Origin of the sequence: Mycobacterium sp. (assembly GCF_035506235.1) — a bacterium.
GTDB lineage: Bacteria > Actinomycetota > Actinomycetes > Mycobacteriales > Mycobacteriaceae > Mycobacterium.
In genome coordinates this window covers 1-19,143 of the sequence record NZ_DATJPU010000041.1, presented here as the reverse complement: position 1 = coordinate 19,143, position 19,143 = coordinate 1, and the positions used below count along the sequence as shown (strand labels likewise).

Here is a 19,143-nt window from a genome sequence, read left to right as displayed (position 1 = left end):
GCCATCGCCTCGTCCTCGGTCAGCCCGCGGCTCATCAGGTAGAACAGCTGGTTCTCGCTGACCTTCGACACGGTGGCCTCGTGGCCCATCGTGACGTCGTCCTCGCGGATGTCGACGTACGGGTAGGTGTCGCTGCGGCTGATCGTATCGACCAGCAGCGCATCGCATTTCACACTGGAGCGCGACCCGTGTGCGCCCTTGTTCACCTGCACCAGGCCGCGGTAGGAGGTCCGGCCGCCCCCGCGCGCCACCGACTTGGACACGATGTTGCTCGACGTGTTCGGCGCCAGGTGCAGCATCTTGGCGCCGGTGTCCTGGTGCTGGTCCTCACCGGCGAACGCCACCGACAGCACCTCACCCTTGGCGTGCTCGCCGGTCATCCACACCGCCGGGTACTTCATCGTCACCTTCGACCCGATGTTGCCGTCGACCCATTCCATCGTGGCGCCGGCCTCGGCGCGGGCCCGCTTGGTGACCAGGTTGTAGACGTTGCCCGACCAGTTCTGGATGGTGGTGTAACGGCAACGGCCACCGGGCTTTACGATGATCTCCACCACCGCCGAGTGCAGCGAATCCGACTTGTAGATGGGAGCAGTACAGCCCTCTATGTAGTGAACGTAAGCGTTCTCATCGACGATGATCAGCGTCCGCTCGAACTGGCCCATGTTCTCGGTGTTGATCCGGAAGTAGGCCTGCAGCGGGATGTCCACGTGGACGCCGGGCGGAACGTAGATGAAGCTGCCGCCGCTCCAGACCGCGGTATTCAGAGCAGAGAACTTGTTGTCGCCCGCCGGGATGACGGTGCCGAAGTACTCCTTGAATACCTCGGGGTGTTCCCGCAGGCCGGTGTCGGTGTCGAGGAAGACAACCCCTTGCGCCTCAAGGTCTTCGCGAATCTGGTGGTACACGACCTCGGAGTTGTGCACGACGAGACCTTCGGCGACGAAGTTGTGCGGTCCGTCGACCTCGATGTCGTACACCGGTTCCACCGCATACGGTTCGATGGACTTGACCCGCTCAAAGCCGAGCCATTCGTTGCAGTGCACGCGGATCGTTGTCCCGCGTGAGCTGTTCGACGAATGCTTGTAGCTGCGACGCCCAAAGCGCTCGGTTCGCTTGAGGTTGCGGCACCCAAGCCGCTCGAAGTCGCCCGAAATGCCCAGCCGCCAAGCGATTTGCAAGCGCTCCGGCGCGTGGCGATACGGCTGAGTAAACGACCATGGCCCTCCCGCGCGAAGACCAGACAACTCTGCCAGCTCGCGTGCTTGACCGATGAGAGCTTCATTGGCGCAGGTCAACAGGATTGACCCACTCTTAGCCGGGCCCACGTAGCCATCTGCATCGACCCAGCCACCGAGGAAGGCCAACCGCTCACCGACGGGGAGGCCGTAGACCCAGCCCGGTACCCGCTTAGTCAGCGAAAACCCGCTGAAACCCAGCTCGACGATCAACTCGGTCAAGGCCTTGGAGTTGACCACAATGCGGTATTCGTCAGCTTCAATGCAGCGCAGGCCGAACAGCTGCTTTATGACGCGGGTAAGCTCCGCGCGCAGCTCGACATCGGTTGCGGGAATGGCGAACTGGACACGATACGTCCGTGTCGAGAGGTGCAGGTTGCCGTCGCCGATGTACAACCCGAGCAGCCACATCAGGTCGACGGAACTGGTCGACGGCGACATGAATCCCGGGAAGCTCGGAAGGTCAACGCTCGCACCGAATTCGGGCACCTGCCGTGGAACGGCAATGAAGTCGCCCGGCTTGATCTCGCCGACATTGACCCACCGTCGCGCATACCGGCTGCGCTGGCGACCCGGCTTGCGCTCGTCGCGCAGTACCAGCATCGGGTGGTTGTCGGTCGCGCGGATACTACGCCGCGTCGTCTTGACCGCATATGTCTGGCGTGTATCCGTCTGCGCCGCTGCCTTGACCGGCGCGACGGTAAATCTCTCGGCGTCTTCGTCGTAAGCAAACACCCGATCGCCGAACTCGATCTCCTTGATTGGAACTTGCCCACGGTTGGCCGTCCACACCAGCGTGTCACCAGCCAGGCATTCGTACTGGGCGGCTACGCCGGCAACCAGGCGCTGCTTTTCCGCCTCCGGGATGCCCAGGCGGTCGTAGGTGTTTTTAATATCCTCCGGCAAATCGTCCCACGTCGCGGCCTGCTTTTCCGTGGACCGCACGAAGTACTTGATGTTCTCGAAGTCGATGCCCCCGAGGTTGGAGCCCCACGTCGGCATAGGCTTGCGCTCGAAGATGCGCAGCGCCTTGAGCCGGGTCTGCAGCATCCACTCCGGCTCGTTCTTCTTCGCGGAGATGTCGCGCACCACCGCCTCGGACAGCCCACGCTGCGCGCTGGCGCCTGCGACGTCGGAGTCCGCCCAACCGTAGCCGTAGCGGCCCAGGGAGGCGATCGCTTCTTCCTGCGTCAGCTGCTGAGCAGGGGCCCTGCCGGCCTCTAGGGTCATAACGACGCTCCTTCGATGTTCGTGGTGTCGCGGCGCGGGCTGGGCGCCTTTGAACTGAACCCGGTGATGGGCGCAGTGAGTGGAACGTGGGTGGTGCAGGCGCAGTTTCCGTTGACGATGGTCGCCAACCGCTGCACGTGGGTGCCGAGCACCTCGGCCATGGCCTGCTGCTCGGCCTCGCACAACTCGGGGAATTCCTCGGCGACGTGGGAAACCGGGCAGTGGTGCTGACAGATCTGCACCCCGTGGATCGGCCCGCCCACCCGGGCGGTGGTGGCCACGTAGCCGGCCTTGGTCAGGGCGCCGGCGACCCGTTCGGCGGCGGCCTCGACAGCCGCGTCGTCGGGGCTGTCGGCCGCCTGGACGTCGCTCAGGATCGCATCGATGCGGCGCCGGGCGAACGTGCGCACGGCGTCCTCACCGCCGATTTCCCGCAGCTGCCGCATGGCCGCCGCCGCCAGGTCGTCGTAGGCATGGTCGAGCTTGGCGCGGCCCGCCGACGTCAACCGAAAGCGCTTGGCGGGACGCCCGCGGCCCACCTGCTGCCATGAGGCCGCGGCCACCGATTCGGCGTCGCCCGCCTCGATCAGCGCGTCGAGGTGGCGCCGCACCCCGGCGGGTGCCAGGCCCAGCCGGTCGCCGATCTCGACGGCGGTGATCGATCCGGATTCCAGCAGCAGGCGCACGATGGCGCGCCGGGTGTGACCATCCGGGACCGCCGCGCCGCCGGTGGCGGCCGCAGGGGCCTCGGGGAGGCTGGTTCGGATTTTCACAACACCAGTGTGACGCAATTCCGGGAATCGGTCTACCAAGGGTCCCTGTCCGGGCGTTGCGCTGCTCACACTCGGGTCGAATGCGCGACGACCGGCTGCACCCGGCTGCGCCGCGCTTGCGATCGCCGCCGGGTCGAATGCGCGGCGACCCCCAGCGCCCGGCCGAGCCGTGCGGCCCGTCTCGTCGACGAGGCTAGGCTGCTCTGATGGCAGCGCGCCACCACACGCTCAGCTCGTCGATCGCCAAGCTGCACGGCGACGAGCAGGCTGTGGGTTCGCCGCTGAACGATACCGAGCTCACCGCGCTGCGCCGCACCCGCCTGTTCGGCGCGACCGGCACCTTCCTGATGGCGATCGGCGCGCTTGGCGCCGGGGCCCGGCCCGTCGTCCAGGACCCCACCTTCGGGGTCCGGTTGCTCAACCTGCCGTCGCGCATCCAGACCGTGTCGCTGACCATGACGACGACCGGGGCGGTCATGATGGCGCTCGCCTGGCTGATGCTGGGCCGGTTCGCGCTGGGCAACAGGCGGATGTCGCGCGGCGACCTGGACCGCACCCTTTTGCTGTGGGTGCTGCCCCTGTTGCCCGCCCCGCCGATGTACAGCAAGGACGTCTACTCCTACCTGGCCCAGAGCCAGATCTCGCTGCAGGGGCTTGACCCCTACAAGGTGGGCCCGGCATCGGGGCTGGGCCTCGGGCACGTGTTCACGCTGTCCGTCCCGACCCTGTGGCGCGAGACGCCGGCGCCCTACGGCCCTTTGTTCTTGTGGATCGGGCGCGGGATCTCCTCCCTGACCCGGGAGAACATCGTCGCCGCGGTGCTCTGCCACCGCATCGTCGTGCTGGCCGGGGTGGGCCTGATCGTCTGGGCCATCCCCCGGCTGGCCCGGCGCTGCGGCGTCGCCGAGGTCAGCGCCCTGTGGCTGGGCGCGGCCAACCCGCTGCTGATCATGCATCTGGTCGCCGGCGTGCACAACGAGGCGCTGATGCTCGGGCTGATGCTGGCCGGCGCCGAGTTCGCGCTGCGCGGCATCGACTCTCCGCGACTGCTGCCCACGTCGTGGCGGCCCGGCCCCGACTGGGAACCGTTGGCGATGCTGGTCGCCGGCGCGATCCTGATCACGCTGTCGTCCCAGGTGAAGCTGCCGTCGCTGCTGGCCCTGGGATTCGTCACGATGGCGCTGGCCTACCGCTGCGGCGGCAACCTGCGGGCCCTGCTGCTGGCCGGCGGCGGGATGGCGGCACTGGCACTGGCAGTGATGGCCATCGTCGGCTGGGCCAGCGGGCTCGGGTTCGGCTGGGTCTACACGCTGGGCACCGCCAACGTGGTGCGCAGCTGGATGTCGCCGCCGACGCTGCTGGCCCTCGGGACCGGGCAGGTGGGGATCCTGCTGGGCCTGGGCGATCACACCACCGCTGTGCTGGGGCTGACCCGTGCCATCGGCGTGCTGATCATCACGGTGATGGTGGCCTGGCTGCTGGTGGCCGTCTTCCGCGGCCGATTGCACCCCATCGGCGGCCTGGGCGTCGCGCTGGGCATCACCGTGCTGCTGTTTCCCGTCGTGCAGCCCTGGTATCTGCTGTGGGCCATCATCCCGCTGGCCGCCTGGGCGACCCGCACCGGGTTCCGGGTGGCGGTCATCGCCATCACCCTCATCGTGGGCATCTTCGGCCCGACGGCCAACGGCGACCGCTTCGCGCTGTTTCAGATCTTGGACGCCACCCTGGCCAGCAGCCTCATCGTGCTGGCGCTCATCGCCTTGACCTATCACCGCCTGCCGTGGCGCCAACTCCCGCCGATGAGCCCAGAGACCAACGGGGAGGCGGTCATTAAGCTGCCCGCCCCGGTCCCTGCCGAGACCCCCAGTTCGGAGGCGGCGCCCGACGCCTACGCTGATTCCACGTGAGCCCGGTCCCCGAAACGCCCGACATGGTGGTGCGGCTGCGCGGGGTCACCAAGCGCTACGGTTCCGGCGCGACCGCCGTCGAGGCCGTCTCCAACCTCGATCTCGAGGTGCGTGCGGCCGAGGTGCTGGCGCTGCTCGGCCCCAACGGCGCCGGCAAGACCACGACGGTCGAGATGTGCGAGGGCTTCGTGCGCCCGGACGCCGGCGCGATCGAGGTGCTCGGCCTGGACCCGATCGCCGACAACGCCCGGCTGCGCGCGCGCATCGGCGTGATGTTGCAGGGCGGCGGCGGCTATCCGGCGGCGCGGGCGGGCGAGATGCTCAACCTGGTGGCCTCCTACGCCGCCGACCCGCTGGACCCGGCGTGGCTGCTGGACACCCTGGGCCTCACCGACGCGGCCCGCACCACGTATCGGCGCCTTTCGGGCGGCCAGCAGCAACGGCTCGCGCTGGCGTGCGCGCTGGTCGGCCGCCCCGAACTGGTCTTTCTCGACGAGCCCACCGCGGGCATGGACGCCCACGCCCGCCTGCTGGTCTGGGAGCTGATCGACGCGCTACGCCGCGACGGCGTGACGGTGGTGTTGACCACCCACCAGCTCAAGGAGGCCGAGGAACTCGCCGACCGCCTGGTCATCATCGACCACGGCGTGACGGTGGCCTCGGGCACACCGACGGAGTTGATGCGCGCCGGCGCCAAAGACCAGCTGCGGTTCAGCGCGCCGCCGCGCCTCGAGCTGACCCTGCTGGCCTCCGCCCTGCCGGAGGACTACAAGGTCACCGAGGTGACCCCGGGCGAGTACCTGGTCGAGGGCCCGGTCGACCCACAGGTGCTGGCGACGGTCACGGCGTGGTGCGCGCAGATCGACGTGCTGGCCACCGACATGCGCGTCGAGCAACGCAGCCTCGAGGACGTGTTCCTCGACCTCACCGGCAGGAAGTTACGCCAATGACCGAATCGGGGACCCAATCCGGCGTCTTCCCCGCGGGGACATTCACCCCCGACCCGCGCCCCAACGCGGTGCCCCGGATGCTCGCCGCGCAGTACGGCCTCGAGCTCAAGCTGCTGCTGCGCAACGGCGAGCAACTGCTGCTGACCATGTTCATCCCGATCACGCTGCTGGTCGGGCTGACGCTGCTGCCGTTCGGCTCGTTCGGGCGCAACCGCGCGGCCACCTTCGTGCCCGTGATCATGGCCCTGGCGGTGATTTCGACCGCGTTCACCGGGCAGGCCATCGCGGTCGCGTTCGACCGCCGATACGGCGCGCTGAAACGGCTCGGGGCCACCCCGCTGCCGGTCTGGGGAATCATCGCCGGGAAGTCGCTGGCGGTGGTGACGGTGGTGTTCTTGCAGGCAATCCTGTTGGGCGCCATCGGTTTTGCGCTCGGCTGGCGGCCGGCTCCGGCGGCGCTGCTGTTGGGCGCGGCGGTCATCGCGCTGGGCACCGCGGGGTTCGCGGCCCTCGGGCTGCTGCTCGGCGGGACGCTGCGGGCCGAGATCGTGCTCGCGGTCGCCAACCTGATGTGGTTCGTGTTCGCCGGACTGGGCGCGCTGACCCTGGAATCCAGGATGATCCCGACGGCGGTCAAGTGGGCGGCCCGGCTGACCCCGTCGGGCGCGCTGACCGAGGCGCTGTCGCAGGCGATGACGCTGTCGGTGGACTGGTTCGGGATCGTCGTCCTGGCGGTGTGGGGCGCGGTGGCGGCGCTGGCGGCGCTGCGCTGGTTCCGCTTCACCTGACTCCGGGCCGTACTACAGGCCGTAGTTTTGTTGGCTTACCATCGGGCGGTGCTCAGACGAACGCTGCTGCGGTTGGTGGACCTGCTCCCCGACCCCAGCCTGCGCGTGCAGCGGGCCGTCGCAGCGCTCGTCGTCCTGACCCAGGGCGGCATCGCGGTCACCGGCGCGATCGTGCGCGTCACCGCGTCGGGCCTGGGTTGCCCCACGTGGCCGCAATGCTTCCCGGGCAGCTTCACCCCGGTGGCCCACGCCGAGGTGCCGCGGATTCACCAGGCCGTGGAGTTCGGCAACCGGATGATCACCTTCGCGGTGGTGATCGCCGCGGCGCTGGCCGTGCTGGCGGTGACCCGGGCGCGACGGCGCACCGAGGTCCTGGTCTATGCGTGGCTGATGCCGGTGTCGACGGTCGTGCAGGCGGTGATCGGCGGCATCACCGTGCGCACCGGGTTGCTGTGGTGGACGGTGGCCATCCACCTGCTGACGTCGATGACGATGGTGTGGCTGTCGGTGCTGCTCTACGTCAAGGTCGGAGAGCCCGATGATGGGGCGGTGCACGAGCGGGTGGCGCGGCCGCTGCGCGCGCTGACGGCGCTGAGCGCGGTGAACCTGGCGGCGGTGCTGGTGACCGGCACGCTGGTCACCGCCGCCGGCCCGCACGCCGGCGACCGCAGCCCCAGCCGGACGGTGCCGCGGCTCAAGGTCGAGATCACCACGCTGGTGCACGCGCACTCGTCGCTGCTGGTCTCCTACCTGGCCCTGCTGGTCGGGTTGGGCTTCGGGCTGCTGGCCGTGGGCGCCGCCCGACCCATCCTGCTGCGGCTCGGCGTGCTGCTCGCGCTGGTGTGCGTGCAGGCGGCCGTCGGCACCGCGCAGTACTTCACCGGCGTGCCCGCCGCCCTGGTCGCGGTGCACGTCGCCGGCGCGGCGGCCTGCACGGCCGCGACGGCGGCGCTATGGGCCTCAATGCGGGAACGGGTGCGAGAGCGGGCCCAGCCCCAGCCGCTCGCAGGCTGACTCCACTTCGACCGCGAACTCGCGCTGGGCACGCTCACGGGCGTCGGCGTCAAGGTGCGACCAACCCAGCGACGGCGTGACCAGGTCGAGGCACACCAGCCGGTCCCCCGCCACGTCGGCGCGCGCGTAAAGCAGCTCGCGCGGGGCAATTCCGGACCGTTCGGCGGCCGACGCGATCGCGGCGTAACCGAGGTCCCACGACTCGAACTCCGGCTCGACCGGCCAGGCGTGCGACCGCTTCCCGCCGAGAAAGATCAACGCCGACTGCGCCCGCCCGCCCGGCACCGTCGGCACCCCGCCGTTCTCCAGGTCGCGCAGGTACCGCTCGCCGAGGTTCCACGCGACCGCGCCGGGCGGGTTGAGCAGGTGACGCACGCGGCGGGTCCAGGCGAGGAATTCGTCGCGCCGGTCGGGGACGTCGGCGGCGGCGCGCAGGATCACCAGGTCAGCGCCGAGGGTCTCCGGATCGTCCCAGGGGAGCCAGCGCGCGTGCAGCCCGCGCTTTCGCAGCGCGGGCACCAGCCCGGCGTCGTCGGGGTGATCGGGACCGCCCGCCAGCACGATCCGCGGATGGAAGACGTCCGGTCGGGCCAGCTTCATGCCCGGGCATGATATCCCCATGCACGCAATCGAGATCAGCGAAACCGGCGGCCCCGAAGTCCTGCGTTACGTCGACGTCCCCGAGCCCACGCCAGGTCCCGGCGAGGTTGTGATCAAGGCCGAGGCTATCGGCGTCAACTACATCGACACCTACTTTCGCTCCGGGCAGTATCCGCGAGAGCTGCCGTTCATCCCCGGCCAGGAGGCCTGCGGCACCGTCGTCGCCACGGGCGACGGAGTCGACGGGATCAGCGCGGGCGACCGGGTCGGCACCGCCGCGGCTACCGGCGGTTACGCCGAATTCTGCACTGCTCCGGCGTCTTTGACCGCAAAAGTGCCCGACAGCGTCGCGTCCGACGTGGCGGCCTCGGTCATGTTGAAGGGCCTGACGGCGCACTACTTGCTGAAGTCGGTATATCCGGTGCAAAGCGGAGATACCGTTCTGGTGCACGCCGGCGCCGGCGGCGTCGGGCTGATCCTGACCCAGTGGGCCAGGCTGCTCGGGGCGCGGGTCATCACCACGGTCTCCACTCCGGAGAAGGCGCGGATGTCCAAGGACGCCGGCGCCGCCGAGGTGCTCTCCTACCCCGACGACGCCGCCGAGTTCGGCCAGCGGATCCGCGACTTGACGGGCGGAGCCGGGGTGGCGGCGGTGTACGACGGCGTGGGCAAGACCACGTTCGACGCCAGCCTGGCCAGCCTGGCCGTCCGCGGCACCCTGGCGCTGTTCGGTGCCGCCAGCGGACCCGTCCCGCCGTTCGACCCGCAGCGCCTCAACGCCGCCGGGTCGGTGTATCTGACCCGGCCGTCGCTGGTGCACTTCATCCGCACCGGCGACGAGTTCCATTGGCGTGCAGGCGAACTGTTCGAGGCGATCGCCAGCGGAGGCATCACCATCGAAGTCGGCGGGCGCTACCCGCTGGCTGAAGCGGCCCGCGCCCACCAGGACCTGCAGGGCCGCAAGACCACGGGCTCGATCGTGCTGCTGCCCTAGTCGGCTCTCTCCTCGGGTCACACCTGCCACAGGCGTCCCGGCGGGAGGAGGGGTTGGCTTTTTGCCCAGCTTTCAGCGACAACTCCCGTGCCGCCAACTCCTGTGCCGTAATCGAACTTGTCGCGCTGAGGTGAACACGAAGGGTGTCGCCCGCCGGAGGGGCCTGTGTGGCGGATGTGGACTCGTCCGCCGGGCGCCTCACAAAAGGGTCGGCAGCGCGACGACGGAGTCGAGCGCCAGCGCGCAGAACACCACCGCCAGGTAGTTGTTCGACTGCAGGAACAGTCGAAGCGGCTTGACCGGCTCGCCGGCGCGCACTCCGGCGTACAGCTGATGGGCCATCGCCAGGAACCACACCCCGGCCACGAAGGCGACCGCCGCGTACAGCCAGCCGGTGGCCAGCGCCAGCGCCAGCGTCGCGAGCACGGTCAGCCAGGTGTAGACGAGGATCTGCTTGGTGACCTGACGCTCGGTCGCCACGGCGGGCAGCATCGGGACCCCTGCCGCTTTGTAGTCGTCCTTGTAGCGCATCGCCAGAGCCCAGGTGTGCGGCGGCGTCCAGAAGAAGATGATCGCGAACATCACCAGCGTCGGCCAGCCGATGGTGCCGGTGACGGCCGACCAGCCGATCATCACCGGCATGCAGCCGGCCGCCCCGCCCCACACGACGTTCTGCGACGTGCGGCGCTTGAGCAACAGCGTGTAGACGAACACGTAGAAGGCGATGGTGGCGACGGCCAGCAGCCCGGACAGCAGGTTCGTCGTCCACCACAGCCAGAAGAACGAGCCCACGCTGAGCACCAGCCCGAGCACCAGGGCGTTGCGCGTCGGCACCGCGGCCCGCGCCAGCGGCCTGCGCGCGGTGCGCTTCATCACCTTGTCGATGTCGGCGTCGGCCACGCAGTTGAGCGTGTTCGCGCCACCGGCGGCCAGCATCCCGCCGATCAGCGTGTTGAGGATCAGCAGCGGGTTCACGGTGCCGCGGTGGGCGAGCAGCATCGCGGGTATCGCGGTGACGAGCAACAGTTCGATGACCCGCGGCTTGGTCAGCGCCAGGTAAGCCAGCACCGTACTCTGCACTCGGCTCGGTGCTTCTCGAGGCGCGACGCGCCCGCGAACGCTCACGCAATAACTCCTCGGGGTCGCAGCAGCGCGCAGCATCTACTACGCACGATGGTAGACCGGGTGGGGGCGGTGGCCAGCCCTCAGGGTCCATTCGGGTGAATTTTGCCCGCATTGCCGTACTGATTGCATCCCTTGAGCGGTCGGCGCGTAATTTTCACACCGACCGGTGCTGGGTACCCGAAACTCCGCACTGCAAGAGCCGGCACTCCCGCATTAGGGTGAGCACTATCAGCTTGATGACCCAAGGACTGAGGCTGTGACCACACTCGAAGAGATCTCCACGCTGACCCAACCACACCTGCCCGACGACTGGACCGAGATCGATTCGGCCGCGGTCGACACGATCCGGGTGCTCGCCGCCGACGCGGTCCAAAAAGTCGGCAACGGCCATCCCGGCACGGCGATGAGCCTGGCCCCGCTGGCCTACACCCTGTTTCAGCGCACGATGCGCCACGACCCCAGCGACACCTACTGGCTGGGCCGCGACCGGTTCGTGCTGTCGGCCGGGCACAGCAGCCTGACGCTGTATCTGCAGCTGTACCTCGGCGGGTTCGGCCTGGAGCTGTCCGACATCGAATCGCTGCGCACATGGGGGTCCAAGACGCCCGGGCACCCGGAGTTCCGGCACACCAAGGGCGTTGAGATCACCACCGGCCCGCTCGGCCAGGGCCTGGCGTCGTCGGTCGGGATGGCGATGGCGTCGCGCTACGAGCGAGGCCTGTTCGATCCGGACGCCGAGCCGGGCACCAGCCCGTTCGACCACTACATCTTCGTGATCGCCTCCGACGGGGACATCGAGGAGGGCGTGACGTCCGAGGCGTCGTCGCTGGCCGCCGTGCAGCAGCTGGGCAACCTCATCGTGTTCTACGACCACAACCAGATCTCCATCGAGGACGACACCAACATCGCGCTGTGCGAGGACACCGCCGCGCGTTACGAGGCCTACGGCTGGCACGTGCAGAGGGTGGAGGGCGGCGAGAACGTCGTCGCCATCGAGGAGGCCATCGCCAACGCCAAGGCCGCCACCGACCGGCCGTCGTTCATCGAACTGCGCACCATCATCGGCTACCCGGCGCCCAACCTGATGAACACCGGGAAGGCGCACGGCGCGGCCCTCGGCGACGACGAGGTCGCGGCCGTCAAGAAGATCCTCGGATTCGATCCCGACAAGAACTTCGAGGTGCGCGACGAGGTCCTCGCCCACACCCGCAAGCTGGTGGACAGGGGCAGGGAAGCGCACGAGAAGTGGCAACCGGAGTTCGACGCGTGGGCGCAACGCGAGCCCGAGCGCAAGGCGCTGCTCGACCGGTTGACCGCCGAGCGGCTGCCCGACGGCTGGGACGCCGACATCCCGCACTGGGAACCCGGGTCCGACGCGATGGCGACCCGCAAGGCTTCCGGGGCGGTGCTGTCGGCCGTGGGGCCGAAACTGCCGGAGCTGTGGGGCGGTTCGGCCGACCTGGCGGGCAGCAACGACACCACCATGAAGGGCGTGGATTCTTTTGGCCCGCCGTCGATTTCGACGAAGGAATACACCGCGCACTGGTACGGACGGACGCTGCACTTCGGCGTGCGCGAGCACGCGATGGGCGCCATCCTGTCCGGCATCGTGCTGCACGGCCCGACCCGCGCCTACGGTGGCACGTTCCTGCAGTTCTCCGACTACATGCGCCCGGCGGTGCGGCTGGCATCGCTGATGGACATCGACACCATCTACGTCTGGACCCACGATTCGATCGGGCTGGGCGAGGACGGCCCCACGCACCAGCCCATCGAGCACCTGTCGGCGCTGCGCGCCATCCCCAACCTGTCGGTGGTGCGCCCGGCCGACGCCAACGAGACGGCCTACGCGTGGCGCACGGTCCTGGCCCGCGGCAACGGCAGCGGCCCCGTCGGCCTGATCCTGACCCGCCAGGGCGTGCCGGTGCTGGAGGGCACCAGCTTCGAGGGCGTCGGGCGGGGCGGTTACATCCTCGGCGACGATGGCGGCGACGAGCCCGACGTCGTGTTGATCGCCACCGGCTCCGAGGTGCAGCTCGCGGTCGAGGCACGAAACCTGTTGGCGGACTCCGACATCGTCGCCCGCGTGGTCTCGATGCCGTGCGTGGAGTGGTTCGAGTCGCAGTCCGAGGAGTACCGGGACAGCGTGCTGCCCCCGTCGGTGTCGGCGCGGGTGGCCGTCGAGGCCGGGGTCGCGCAGTCCTGGCACAAGCTTGTCGGAGACACCGGCAGAATCGTGTCGATCGAGCACTACGGCGAATCCGCCGACTACAAGACGCTGTTCCGTGAATTCGGCTTTACCGCCGAAGCCGTCGCTGCCGCCGCGGAACAGGTAGTGGACAACTGAGAAAGGGTGATTCACATGGCCGGTCAGAACCCTAACCTCGCGGCGCTGAGCGCGGCGGGGGTATCCGTGTGGCTGGACGACTTGTCGCGGGAGCGGCTGCAGTCGGGCAATTTACAGGAGCTGATCGACACCAAAAGCGTTGTCGGCGTGACCACCAACCCGTCGATCTTCCAGAAGGCGTTCGCCGAGGGGGATTCCTACAACGGTCAGATCGCCGAACTGGCCGAGCGCGGCGCCGACGTCGACGCCACCGTGCGCACGGTCACCACCGACGACGTGCGCAGCGCGTGCGACGTGCTGGCGCGTGAGTGGGAGGCCTCCGAAGGGGTCGACGGCCGGGTGTCCATCGAGGTCGACCCGCGGCTGGCCGCCGACACCGACAAGACCATCGCGCAGGCCGTCGAGCTGTGGAAGATCGTCGACCGGCCCAACCTGTTCATCAAGATCCCGGCGACCAAGGCCGGCATCCCGGCCATCACCGCCGTTCTCGCGGAAGGGATTTCGGTCAACGTCACGCTGATCTTCTCCGTCGAGCGGCACCGCGAGGTGATGGACGCCTACCTGGCCGGGCTGGAGAAGGCCCGCGAAGCCGGCCACGACCTGTCCAAGATCCATTCGGTGGCCTCGTTCTTCGTGTCCCGGGTGGACACCGAGGTCGACAAGCGGCTGGAGAAGATCGGCTCGGAGGAGGCGCTTGGGCTGCGCGGCAAGGCGGGGGTGGCCAACGCCCGGCTGGCGTACGCCGCCTACGAGGAGGTCTTCAAGGGCGGCGACCGCTACGCAGCGCTCAAGTCCGACGGGGCCCGGGTGCAGCGCCCGCTGTGGGCCTCCACGGGCGTCAAGAACCCGGACTACCCCGACACCCTCTACGTCACCGAGCTGGTCGCGCCGAACACGGTCAACACCATGCCGGAGAAGACGATTGACGCGGTCGCCGATCACGGCGACATCAAGGGCGACACGGTCACCGGCACCGCTTCGGCCGCCCAGGAGGTGTTCGACAAGCTGGCCGCCGCCGGGGTCGACCTGACCGACGTCTTCGTGGTGCTGGAGAACGAGGGCGTGGACAAGTTCGTGGAGTCCTGGAACGAGCTGCTGGAGGAAACCCAGAAGCAGCTCGACTCCGCCGACAAATGAGCCCGCCGAACTCGAAGGTGGGTCCGCGCGGCGGGGCCGCGCAGTGGCAAAACCCGTTGCGGGACAAGCAGGATAAGCGGCTGCCGCGGATCGCGGGCCCGTGCGGCATGGTCATCTTCGGTGTCACCGGCGACCTGGCCCGCAAGAAGGTGATGCCGGCGATCTACGACCTGGCCAATCGCGGGCTGTTGCCGCCGACCTTCTCGCTGGTGGGCTTCGCCCGCCGGGACTGGCAGACCCAGGACTTCCGCAAGGTGGTCTACCAGGCCGTCAAGGAACACTGCCGCACGCCGTTCCGGGAGGAGAACTGGGAGCGGCTGGCCGAGGGATTCCGTTTCGTGCCAGGGTCTTTCGACGACGACCAGGCGTTTGCCCGGCTCGCCGAGACGCTGGAAAAACTCGACGCCGAGCGCGGCACCGGCGGCAACCACGCCTTCTACCTGGCGATCCCGCCCAAGTCGTTCCCGGTGGTGTGCGATCAGCTGCACCAGTCCGGGTTGGCCCGCCCGCAGGGCGACCGGTGGAGCCGGGTGGTCATCGAGAAGCCCTTCGGCCACGACCTGGAAAGCGCCCAGGCCCTGAACAAGGCGGTGAACGCCGTCTTCCCGGAGGAGGCGGTGTTCCGGATCGACCACTACCTGGGCAAGGAGACGGTGCGCAACATCCTGGCGCTGCGGTTCGCCAACCAATTGTTCGACCCGATCTGGAACTCCCACTACGTCGACCACGTGCAGATCACCATGGCCGAGGACATCGGGCTGGGCGGCCGGGCCGGTTATTACGACGGCATCGGCGCGGCCCGCGACGTCATCCAGAACCATCTCATGCAGCTGCTGGCGCTGACCGCGATGGAGGAACCGGTCAGCTTCAATCCGTCTGCGCTGCAAACCGAAAAGATCAAGGTACTGTCGGCGACGCAGCTCGCCGAACCGCTCGACGAGACCACCAGCCGCGGCCAATACACCGGGGGCTGGCAGGGCAGCGAGAAGGTTGTGGGGTTGCTCGACGAGGAGGGATTCGCCAAGGACTCCACCACCGAGACCTTCGCCGCGATCACGCTCGAGGTCGACACCCGCCGCTGGGCCGGGGTGCCCTTCTACCTGCGCACGGGTAAACGCCTGGGCCGCCGGGTGACCGAAATCGCCCTGATCTTCAAGCGCGCGCCGCACCTGCCGTTCGACGCGACGATGACCGACGAGCTGGGCGCCAATGCCATGGTCATCCGCGTGCAGCCGGACGAGGGCACCACGCTGCGGTTCGGCTCCAAGGTGCCGGGCACCGCGATGGAGGTCCGCGACGTCAACATGGACTTCTCCTACGGATTGGCGTTCGCCGAGGAGTCGCCGGAGGCCTACGAACAGCTGATCCTCGACGTGCTGCTGGGCGAGCCGTCGCTGTTTCCGGTGAACGAGGAGGTCGAATTGGCTTGGGAGATACTGGATCCCGTCCTGGAGAACTGGGCGTCGCACGGTAAGCCCGACCCGTACGAGGCCGGTACCTGGGGTCCGGAGTCGGCGTTCGAGATGCTGCGCCGCACTGGGCGGGAATGGCGGCGGCCGTGATCCGCGCCGGCGACGATGCAGAACGAAGTGATGCTGTGGGGGCACTCCCCAGCTGCGCGGGGACCCCACCCGCTTGCGGGGGAGAGCGGCGCAAATGATTGTCGACCTGCCCGACACCACCACCACGGCGGTCAACAAAAAACTTGACGAGCTTCGCCAGAAGGTGGGCGCCGTCACGATGGGGCGGGTGCTGACGCTGATCATCGCGCCGGACAGCGACGATGTCTTGGAGGAATCGCTCACCGCCGCCAACGATGCCAGCCACGAACACCCCAGCCGGATCATCGTCACGATGCGGGGCGATCCGTACGCCGACGAAGCGCGCCTGGACGCGCAATTGCGCGTCGGCGGCGACACCGGCGCCAGCGAGGTGGTGATCCTGACGCTGTCGGGGCCGCTGGCGGGCCACGCCGCCAGCGTGGTCATCCCCTTCCTGCTCCCCGACATCCCGGTGGTGGTGTGGTGGCCCGACATCGCCCCGGCGGTGCCCGCTCGAGACCCGTTGGGCAAGTTGGCGATTCGTCGCATCACCGACGCCACCAACGGCGTCGACCCGCTGTCGGCGATCAAGAGCCGGCTGCCCGGATACACCGACGGCGATACCGACCTGTGCTGGGCCCGTATCACCTACTGGCGCGCTTTGCTGACCTCCACCGTCGACCAGCCGCCCCACGAACCGATCGAGTCGGCGCTGGTGTCCGGCCTGAAGTCCGAGCCCGCCCTCGACATCATGGCGGGCTGGCTGGCTAGCCGGATCGACGGACCGGTGCGCCGGGCCGTCGGCGACCTCAAGGTCGAGTTGGCCCGCAAGAGCGAGACCATCGTCTTGAGCCGGCCCCAGGACGGCAGGACGGCCACGCTGAGCCGGACCGCCAAGCCGGACGCTTTGGTTCCCTTGGCGCGCAGGGAAACCGGTGAATGCCTGGCCGAGGACCTGCGCCGGCTGGACGCCGACGAAATCTATTTGGCCGCGCTCGAAGGTATCAAGAAGGTGCGATACGTGTGACTCCCATAGTCGAGGTTTTTGCAGACGGCGACGCCCTGGTCGAGGCCGCGGGCGGACGCCTGGTCGACACCATCCACTCCGCCGTGGCGGCCCGGGGGCGGGCCCTGATCGTGCTGACCGGCGGCGGCAACGGCATCGGGTTGCTAAGGCACCTCAGGCGTCAGCAGGTCGACTGGTCCGACGTTCATCTGTTCTGGGGCGACGAGCGCTACGTGCCCGAGGACGACGACGAACGCAACGACAAGCAGGCGCGGGAAGCGCTGCTCGATCACATCGACATCCCGTCGAGCCACGTGCACGCGATGCCGGCCAGCGACGGTGAGTTCGGCGCGGATCTCTCCGCCGCGGCGCTGGCCTACGAACAGTTGCTGGCCGCCAACGCCGAACCCGGCCAGCCGGTGCCGAATTTCGACGTCCACCTGCTGGGGATGGGGCCCGAGGGCCACATCAACTCGCTGTTCCCGGACACGCCCGCGGTGCGCGAGACCGTCCGCATGGTGCTTCCCGTCGAGGACTCCCCCAAGCCGCCGCCGCAGCGAATCACGTTGACACTGCCCGCTATCCGCCGCTCCCGCGAGGTGTGGCTGATGGTGTCGGGGGCGGGCAAGGCCGACGCGGCGGCGGCCGCCATCGGCGGCGCCTCACCGGCGTCGGTGCCGGCCGCCGGGGCGACCGGGCTCGAGACCACGCTCTGGCTGCTCGACCGAGAGGCGGCGTCCAAGCTTCCCCGCTGACTCATCGGGGGCGTTGCGGTGCGGAAACCCATCGCTTGAGCTGGGGGAGAAAATCTCGCATCTCCTTTCGGTGGGTTGTCAGTGGAGGCGGTTAGGTTGCGGGGGTGTCGCGTTATCGGTTGTTTCCCAGTGCTGAGCAGGTGGTGGTATTGGTCGAGCATTGTCGCCACGCCCGGTATGTATGGAACCTGGCGGTCGAGCAACAGCAGCATTGGCAGCCGGGTCGGTGCGCGCCCAGGTACAACGAGCAGTGCGCCCAGCTGACAGCGGCCCGTGCCGAGCACGAGTGGCTGGCAGCCGGCTCGCACACGGTGCAGCAGCAGGCGTTGCGCGATTTCGCCCAAGCGATGCGCAACTTTTTCAATGGTACCCACCGTCGCCCGACGTGGCGCAAAACCGGTGTGCATGAGGGCTTTCGGCAGGTCGCGGTGAAGGCCCACCACGTCGAGCGTCTGAACCGCCGGCTTGCTCGGGTGTGGGTGCCCAAGGTCGGGTGGATCCGGTTCGGGCTGTCGCGGCCGGTTCCCGAGGGTGTCAAGTCCTATCGCGTCACCTGTGATCGGGCCGGGCGGTGGCACATCGCGTTCGCTCACGCACCGCAACCCATCCCCGGGCCCGCCGACGGCTCGGTGGTGGGCATCGACCGTGGCGTGACGGTGGCGGCCGCCTTGTCGACCGGTGAAATGCTGCATGTCCCTGGCCTGAGCGCCGGCGAAGCCAAGCGCCTGAAGGCGCTGCAGCGCCGCCTGGCCCGCGCCGAGCGTGACTCTCACCGCCGCGCTCGCACGAAGCGCGCGATCGCGAAACTTAAGGCTCGTGAGGCCGACCGACGTAAGGACTGGGTCGAGAAGGCCACCACGGATGTCGCGCACCGGTTCGAAACGATCCGCATTGAAGCCCTCGATGTGCGTGCGATGACCCGGTCTGCACGGGGAACCGTGGAGCAGCACGGTGTAGGTGTTGCCGCCAAACGCGGTCTGAACCGGGGGATCAACCGCAGCGGTTGGGGCCTCCTCGCTGCGCGGTTGCAGCACAAAGCCGTTGGTCGGGTCGAGCAGGTCCAGGCCGCCTACACGTCGCAGCGATGCGCCGTGTGTGGGCACGTTGCTCCCGCAAACCGTAAGAGCCAAGCGGTTTTCGAATGCCAAGCCTGCAGCACGGGTCCCTGCAATGCCGACGTGAACGCCGCACGCAACATCGCCGCCGGACGGGCGGTGACAGCACGGGGAGACCTCGGTGTTGGCCGGTCTACGAACCGTGAACCTCAACTCTGCCCTCCTATCGCATAGCAGTGGGACGGGGTTGGAATCCTCTGGCTTTAGCCCGAGGAGGACGTCAAAATGGCCGACATGGCAGATAAATCCGTGCGCGGTGGGCCCGAGCGAAGCCGGATCAAGACCCTCACCCAGGCCGCCCTGAACGCCGACAAGACCGTCGAGCAGGTCGAGGACGTCCTCGACGGCCTGAGCAGGACGATGACGGAGCTCAACAGCTCGCTGTCGAACCTGAACGCCACCGTCGGACGCATGGAGGCCGGGCTGGATCATCTGGACGGCACCCTGGCCAGCCTCGACGATCTGGCCAAGCGGTTGATCGTGTTGGTCGAGCCGGTGGAGGCCATCGTGCAGCGGATCGACGACATGGTGAAGGTGAGCGAGACGATGTTGTCGCCGCTGTCGATGACCGAGCACGCCGTGCGCGGCATGCTGGACCGGCTGCGGAACCGGTAGGCCTACAT

General features: G+C 68.5%; 16 protein-coding genes. 12 read left to right on the top strand and 4 right to left on the bottom strand.

Annotated features, from left to right (window positions below):
* Together sufB and VMD50_RS04495 are read right to left on the bottom strand one after the other, a co-directional pair.
* Positions 1–2,468: Fe-S cluster assembly protein SufB (sufB, locus tag VMD50_RS04500; protein ID WP_325425276.1), on the bottom strand; the 2,468-nt coding region annotated here is incomplete at its 3' end.
* Positions 2,465–3,310: a helix-turn-helix transcriptional regulator gene (locus VMD50_RS04495; protein WP_325425274.1), complete on the bottom strand. Its 846-nt coding sequence runs from the start codon at positions 3,308–3,310 to the stop codon at positions 2,465–2,467. The genes sufB and VMD50_RS04495, both read right to left, overlap by 4 nt.
* Before the next feature lie 137 nt (positions 3,311–3,447).
* Here VMD50_RS04495 and mptB point away from each other — a divergent pair, with 137 nt between their 5' ends.
* From mptB to VMD50_RS04475, 4 genes are read left to right on the top strand one after another with little or no spacing between them, the layout of a single operon-like run.
* A complete protein-coding gene (gene mptB / locus VMD50_RS04490) occupies positions 3,448–5,148 on the top strand; it encodes a polyprenol phosphomannose-dependent alpha 1,6 mannosyltransferase MptB (RefSeq protein ID WP_325425272.1) in 1,701 nt (566 codons plus the stop codon).
* 23 nt (positions 5,149–5,171) lie between these two features.
* Positions 5,172–6,098 carry an ABC transporter ATP-binding protein gene (locus tag VMD50_RS04485; RefSeq protein WP_414685998.1) on the top strand — a complete coding sequence of 309 codons (927 nt, stop codon included), beginning with the start codon at positions 5,172–5,174 and terminating at the stop codon, positions 6,096–6,098.
* Positions 6,095–6,886, top strand: coding sequence for an ABC transporter permease (locus VMD50_RS04480; RefSeq protein WP_325425268.1), 792 nt, complete (start codon positions 6,095–6,097; stop codon positions 6,884–6,886). The genes VMD50_RS04485 and VMD50_RS04480 overlap by 4 nt, the downstream gene beginning before the upstream one ends.
* A 48-nt stretch (positions 6,887–6,934) precedes the next feature.
* Positions 6,935–7,900, top strand: coding sequence for a COX15/CtaA family protein (locus VMD50_RS04475; RefSeq protein ID WP_414685997.1), 966 nt, complete (start codon positions 6,935–6,937; stop codon positions 7,898–7,900).
* On the opposite strand, the gene VMD50_RS04470 is transcribed toward VMD50_RS04475, so the two are convergent.
* The gene (locus tag VMD50_RS04470) at positions 7,847–8,500 is read right to left on the bottom strand and encodes a hypothetical protein (protein ID WP_325425266.1); all 654 of its coding nucleotides are present in this window, start codon (positions 8,498–8,500) and stop codon (positions 7,847–7,849) included. The genes VMD50_RS04475 and VMD50_RS04470 overlap by 54 nt on opposite strands.
* 19 nt (positions 8,501–8,519) lie before the next feature.
* Here VMD50_RS04470 and VMD50_RS04465 point away from each other — a divergent pair, with 19 nt between their 5' ends.
* Positions 8,520–9,494 (top strand): quinone oxidoreductase family protein, encoded by a 975-nt coding sequence (locus tag VMD50_RS04465; protein ID WP_325425264.1) that lies wholly within the window; start codon positions 8,520–8,522, stop codon positions 9,492–9,494.
* A gap of 198 nt (positions 9,495–9,692) precedes the next feature.
* Here the strand turns inward: VMD50_RS04465 and VMD50_RS04460 are convergent, their stop codons facing one another.
* Positions 9,693–10,619, bottom strand: coding sequence for a heme o synthase (locus tag VMD50_RS04460; protein WP_325425262.1), 927 nt, complete (start codon positions 10,617–10,619; stop codon positions 9,693–9,695).
* A gap of 256 nt (positions 10,620–10,875) precedes the next feature.
* Between VMD50_RS04460 and tkt the strand changes: the two genes are divergently transcribed.
* From tkt to VMD50_RS04425, 7 genes are all read left to right on the top strand, one after another.
* On the top strand, positions 10,876–12,966 hold the full coding sequence (tkt, locus tag VMD50_RS04455) for a transketolase (protein WP_325425260.1): 2,091 nt from the start codon (positions 10,876–10,878) through the stop codon (positions 12,964–12,966).
* A gap of 15 nt (positions 12,967–12,981) precedes the next feature.
* Positions 12,982–14,103 (top strand): transaldolase, encoded by a 1,122-nt coding sequence (gene tal, locus VMD50_RS04450; protein ID WP_325425258.1) that lies wholly within the window; start codon positions 12,982–12,984, stop codon positions 14,101–14,103.
* Positions 14,100–15,665 carry a glucose-6-phosphate dehydrogenase gene (gene zwf / locus VMD50_RS04445; RefSeq protein WP_325425256.1) on the top strand — a complete coding sequence of 522 codons (1,566 nt, stop codon included), beginning with the start codon at positions 14,100–14,102 and terminating at the stop codon, positions 15,663–15,665. The genes tal and zwf overlap by 4 nt, the downstream gene beginning before the upstream one ends.
* A 94-nt stretch (positions 15,666–15,759) precedes the next feature.
* Entirely contained in the window at positions 15,760–16,671 is a 912-nt protein-coding gene (gene opcA / locus VMD50_RS04440) for a glucose-6-phosphate dehydrogenase assembly protein OpcA (protein ID WP_325425254.1), read from the top strand.
* Positions 16,668–17,405 (top strand): 6-phosphogluconolactonase, encoded by a 738-nt coding sequence (gene pgl, locus VMD50_RS04435; RefSeq protein WP_325425252.1) that lies wholly within the window; start codon positions 16,668–16,670, stop codon positions 17,403–17,405. The genes opcA and pgl overlap by 4 nt, the downstream gene beginning before the upstream one ends.
* A gap of 104 nt (positions 17,406–17,509) precedes the next feature.
* Positions 17,510–18,694, top strand: a complete 1,185-nt coding sequence (locus tag VMD50_RS04430) for an RNA-guided endonuclease InsQ/TnpB family protein (protein WP_325425250.1) — start codon at positions 17,510–17,512, stop codon at positions 18,692–18,694.
* Between the two features lie 51 nt (positions 18,695–18,745).
* Entirely contained in the window at positions 18,746–19,135 is a 390-nt protein-coding gene (locus tag VMD50_RS04425) for an ATPase (protein ID WP_325425248.1), read from the top strand.
* The last annotated feature ends 8 nt before the right edge of the window (positions 19,136–19,143 follow it).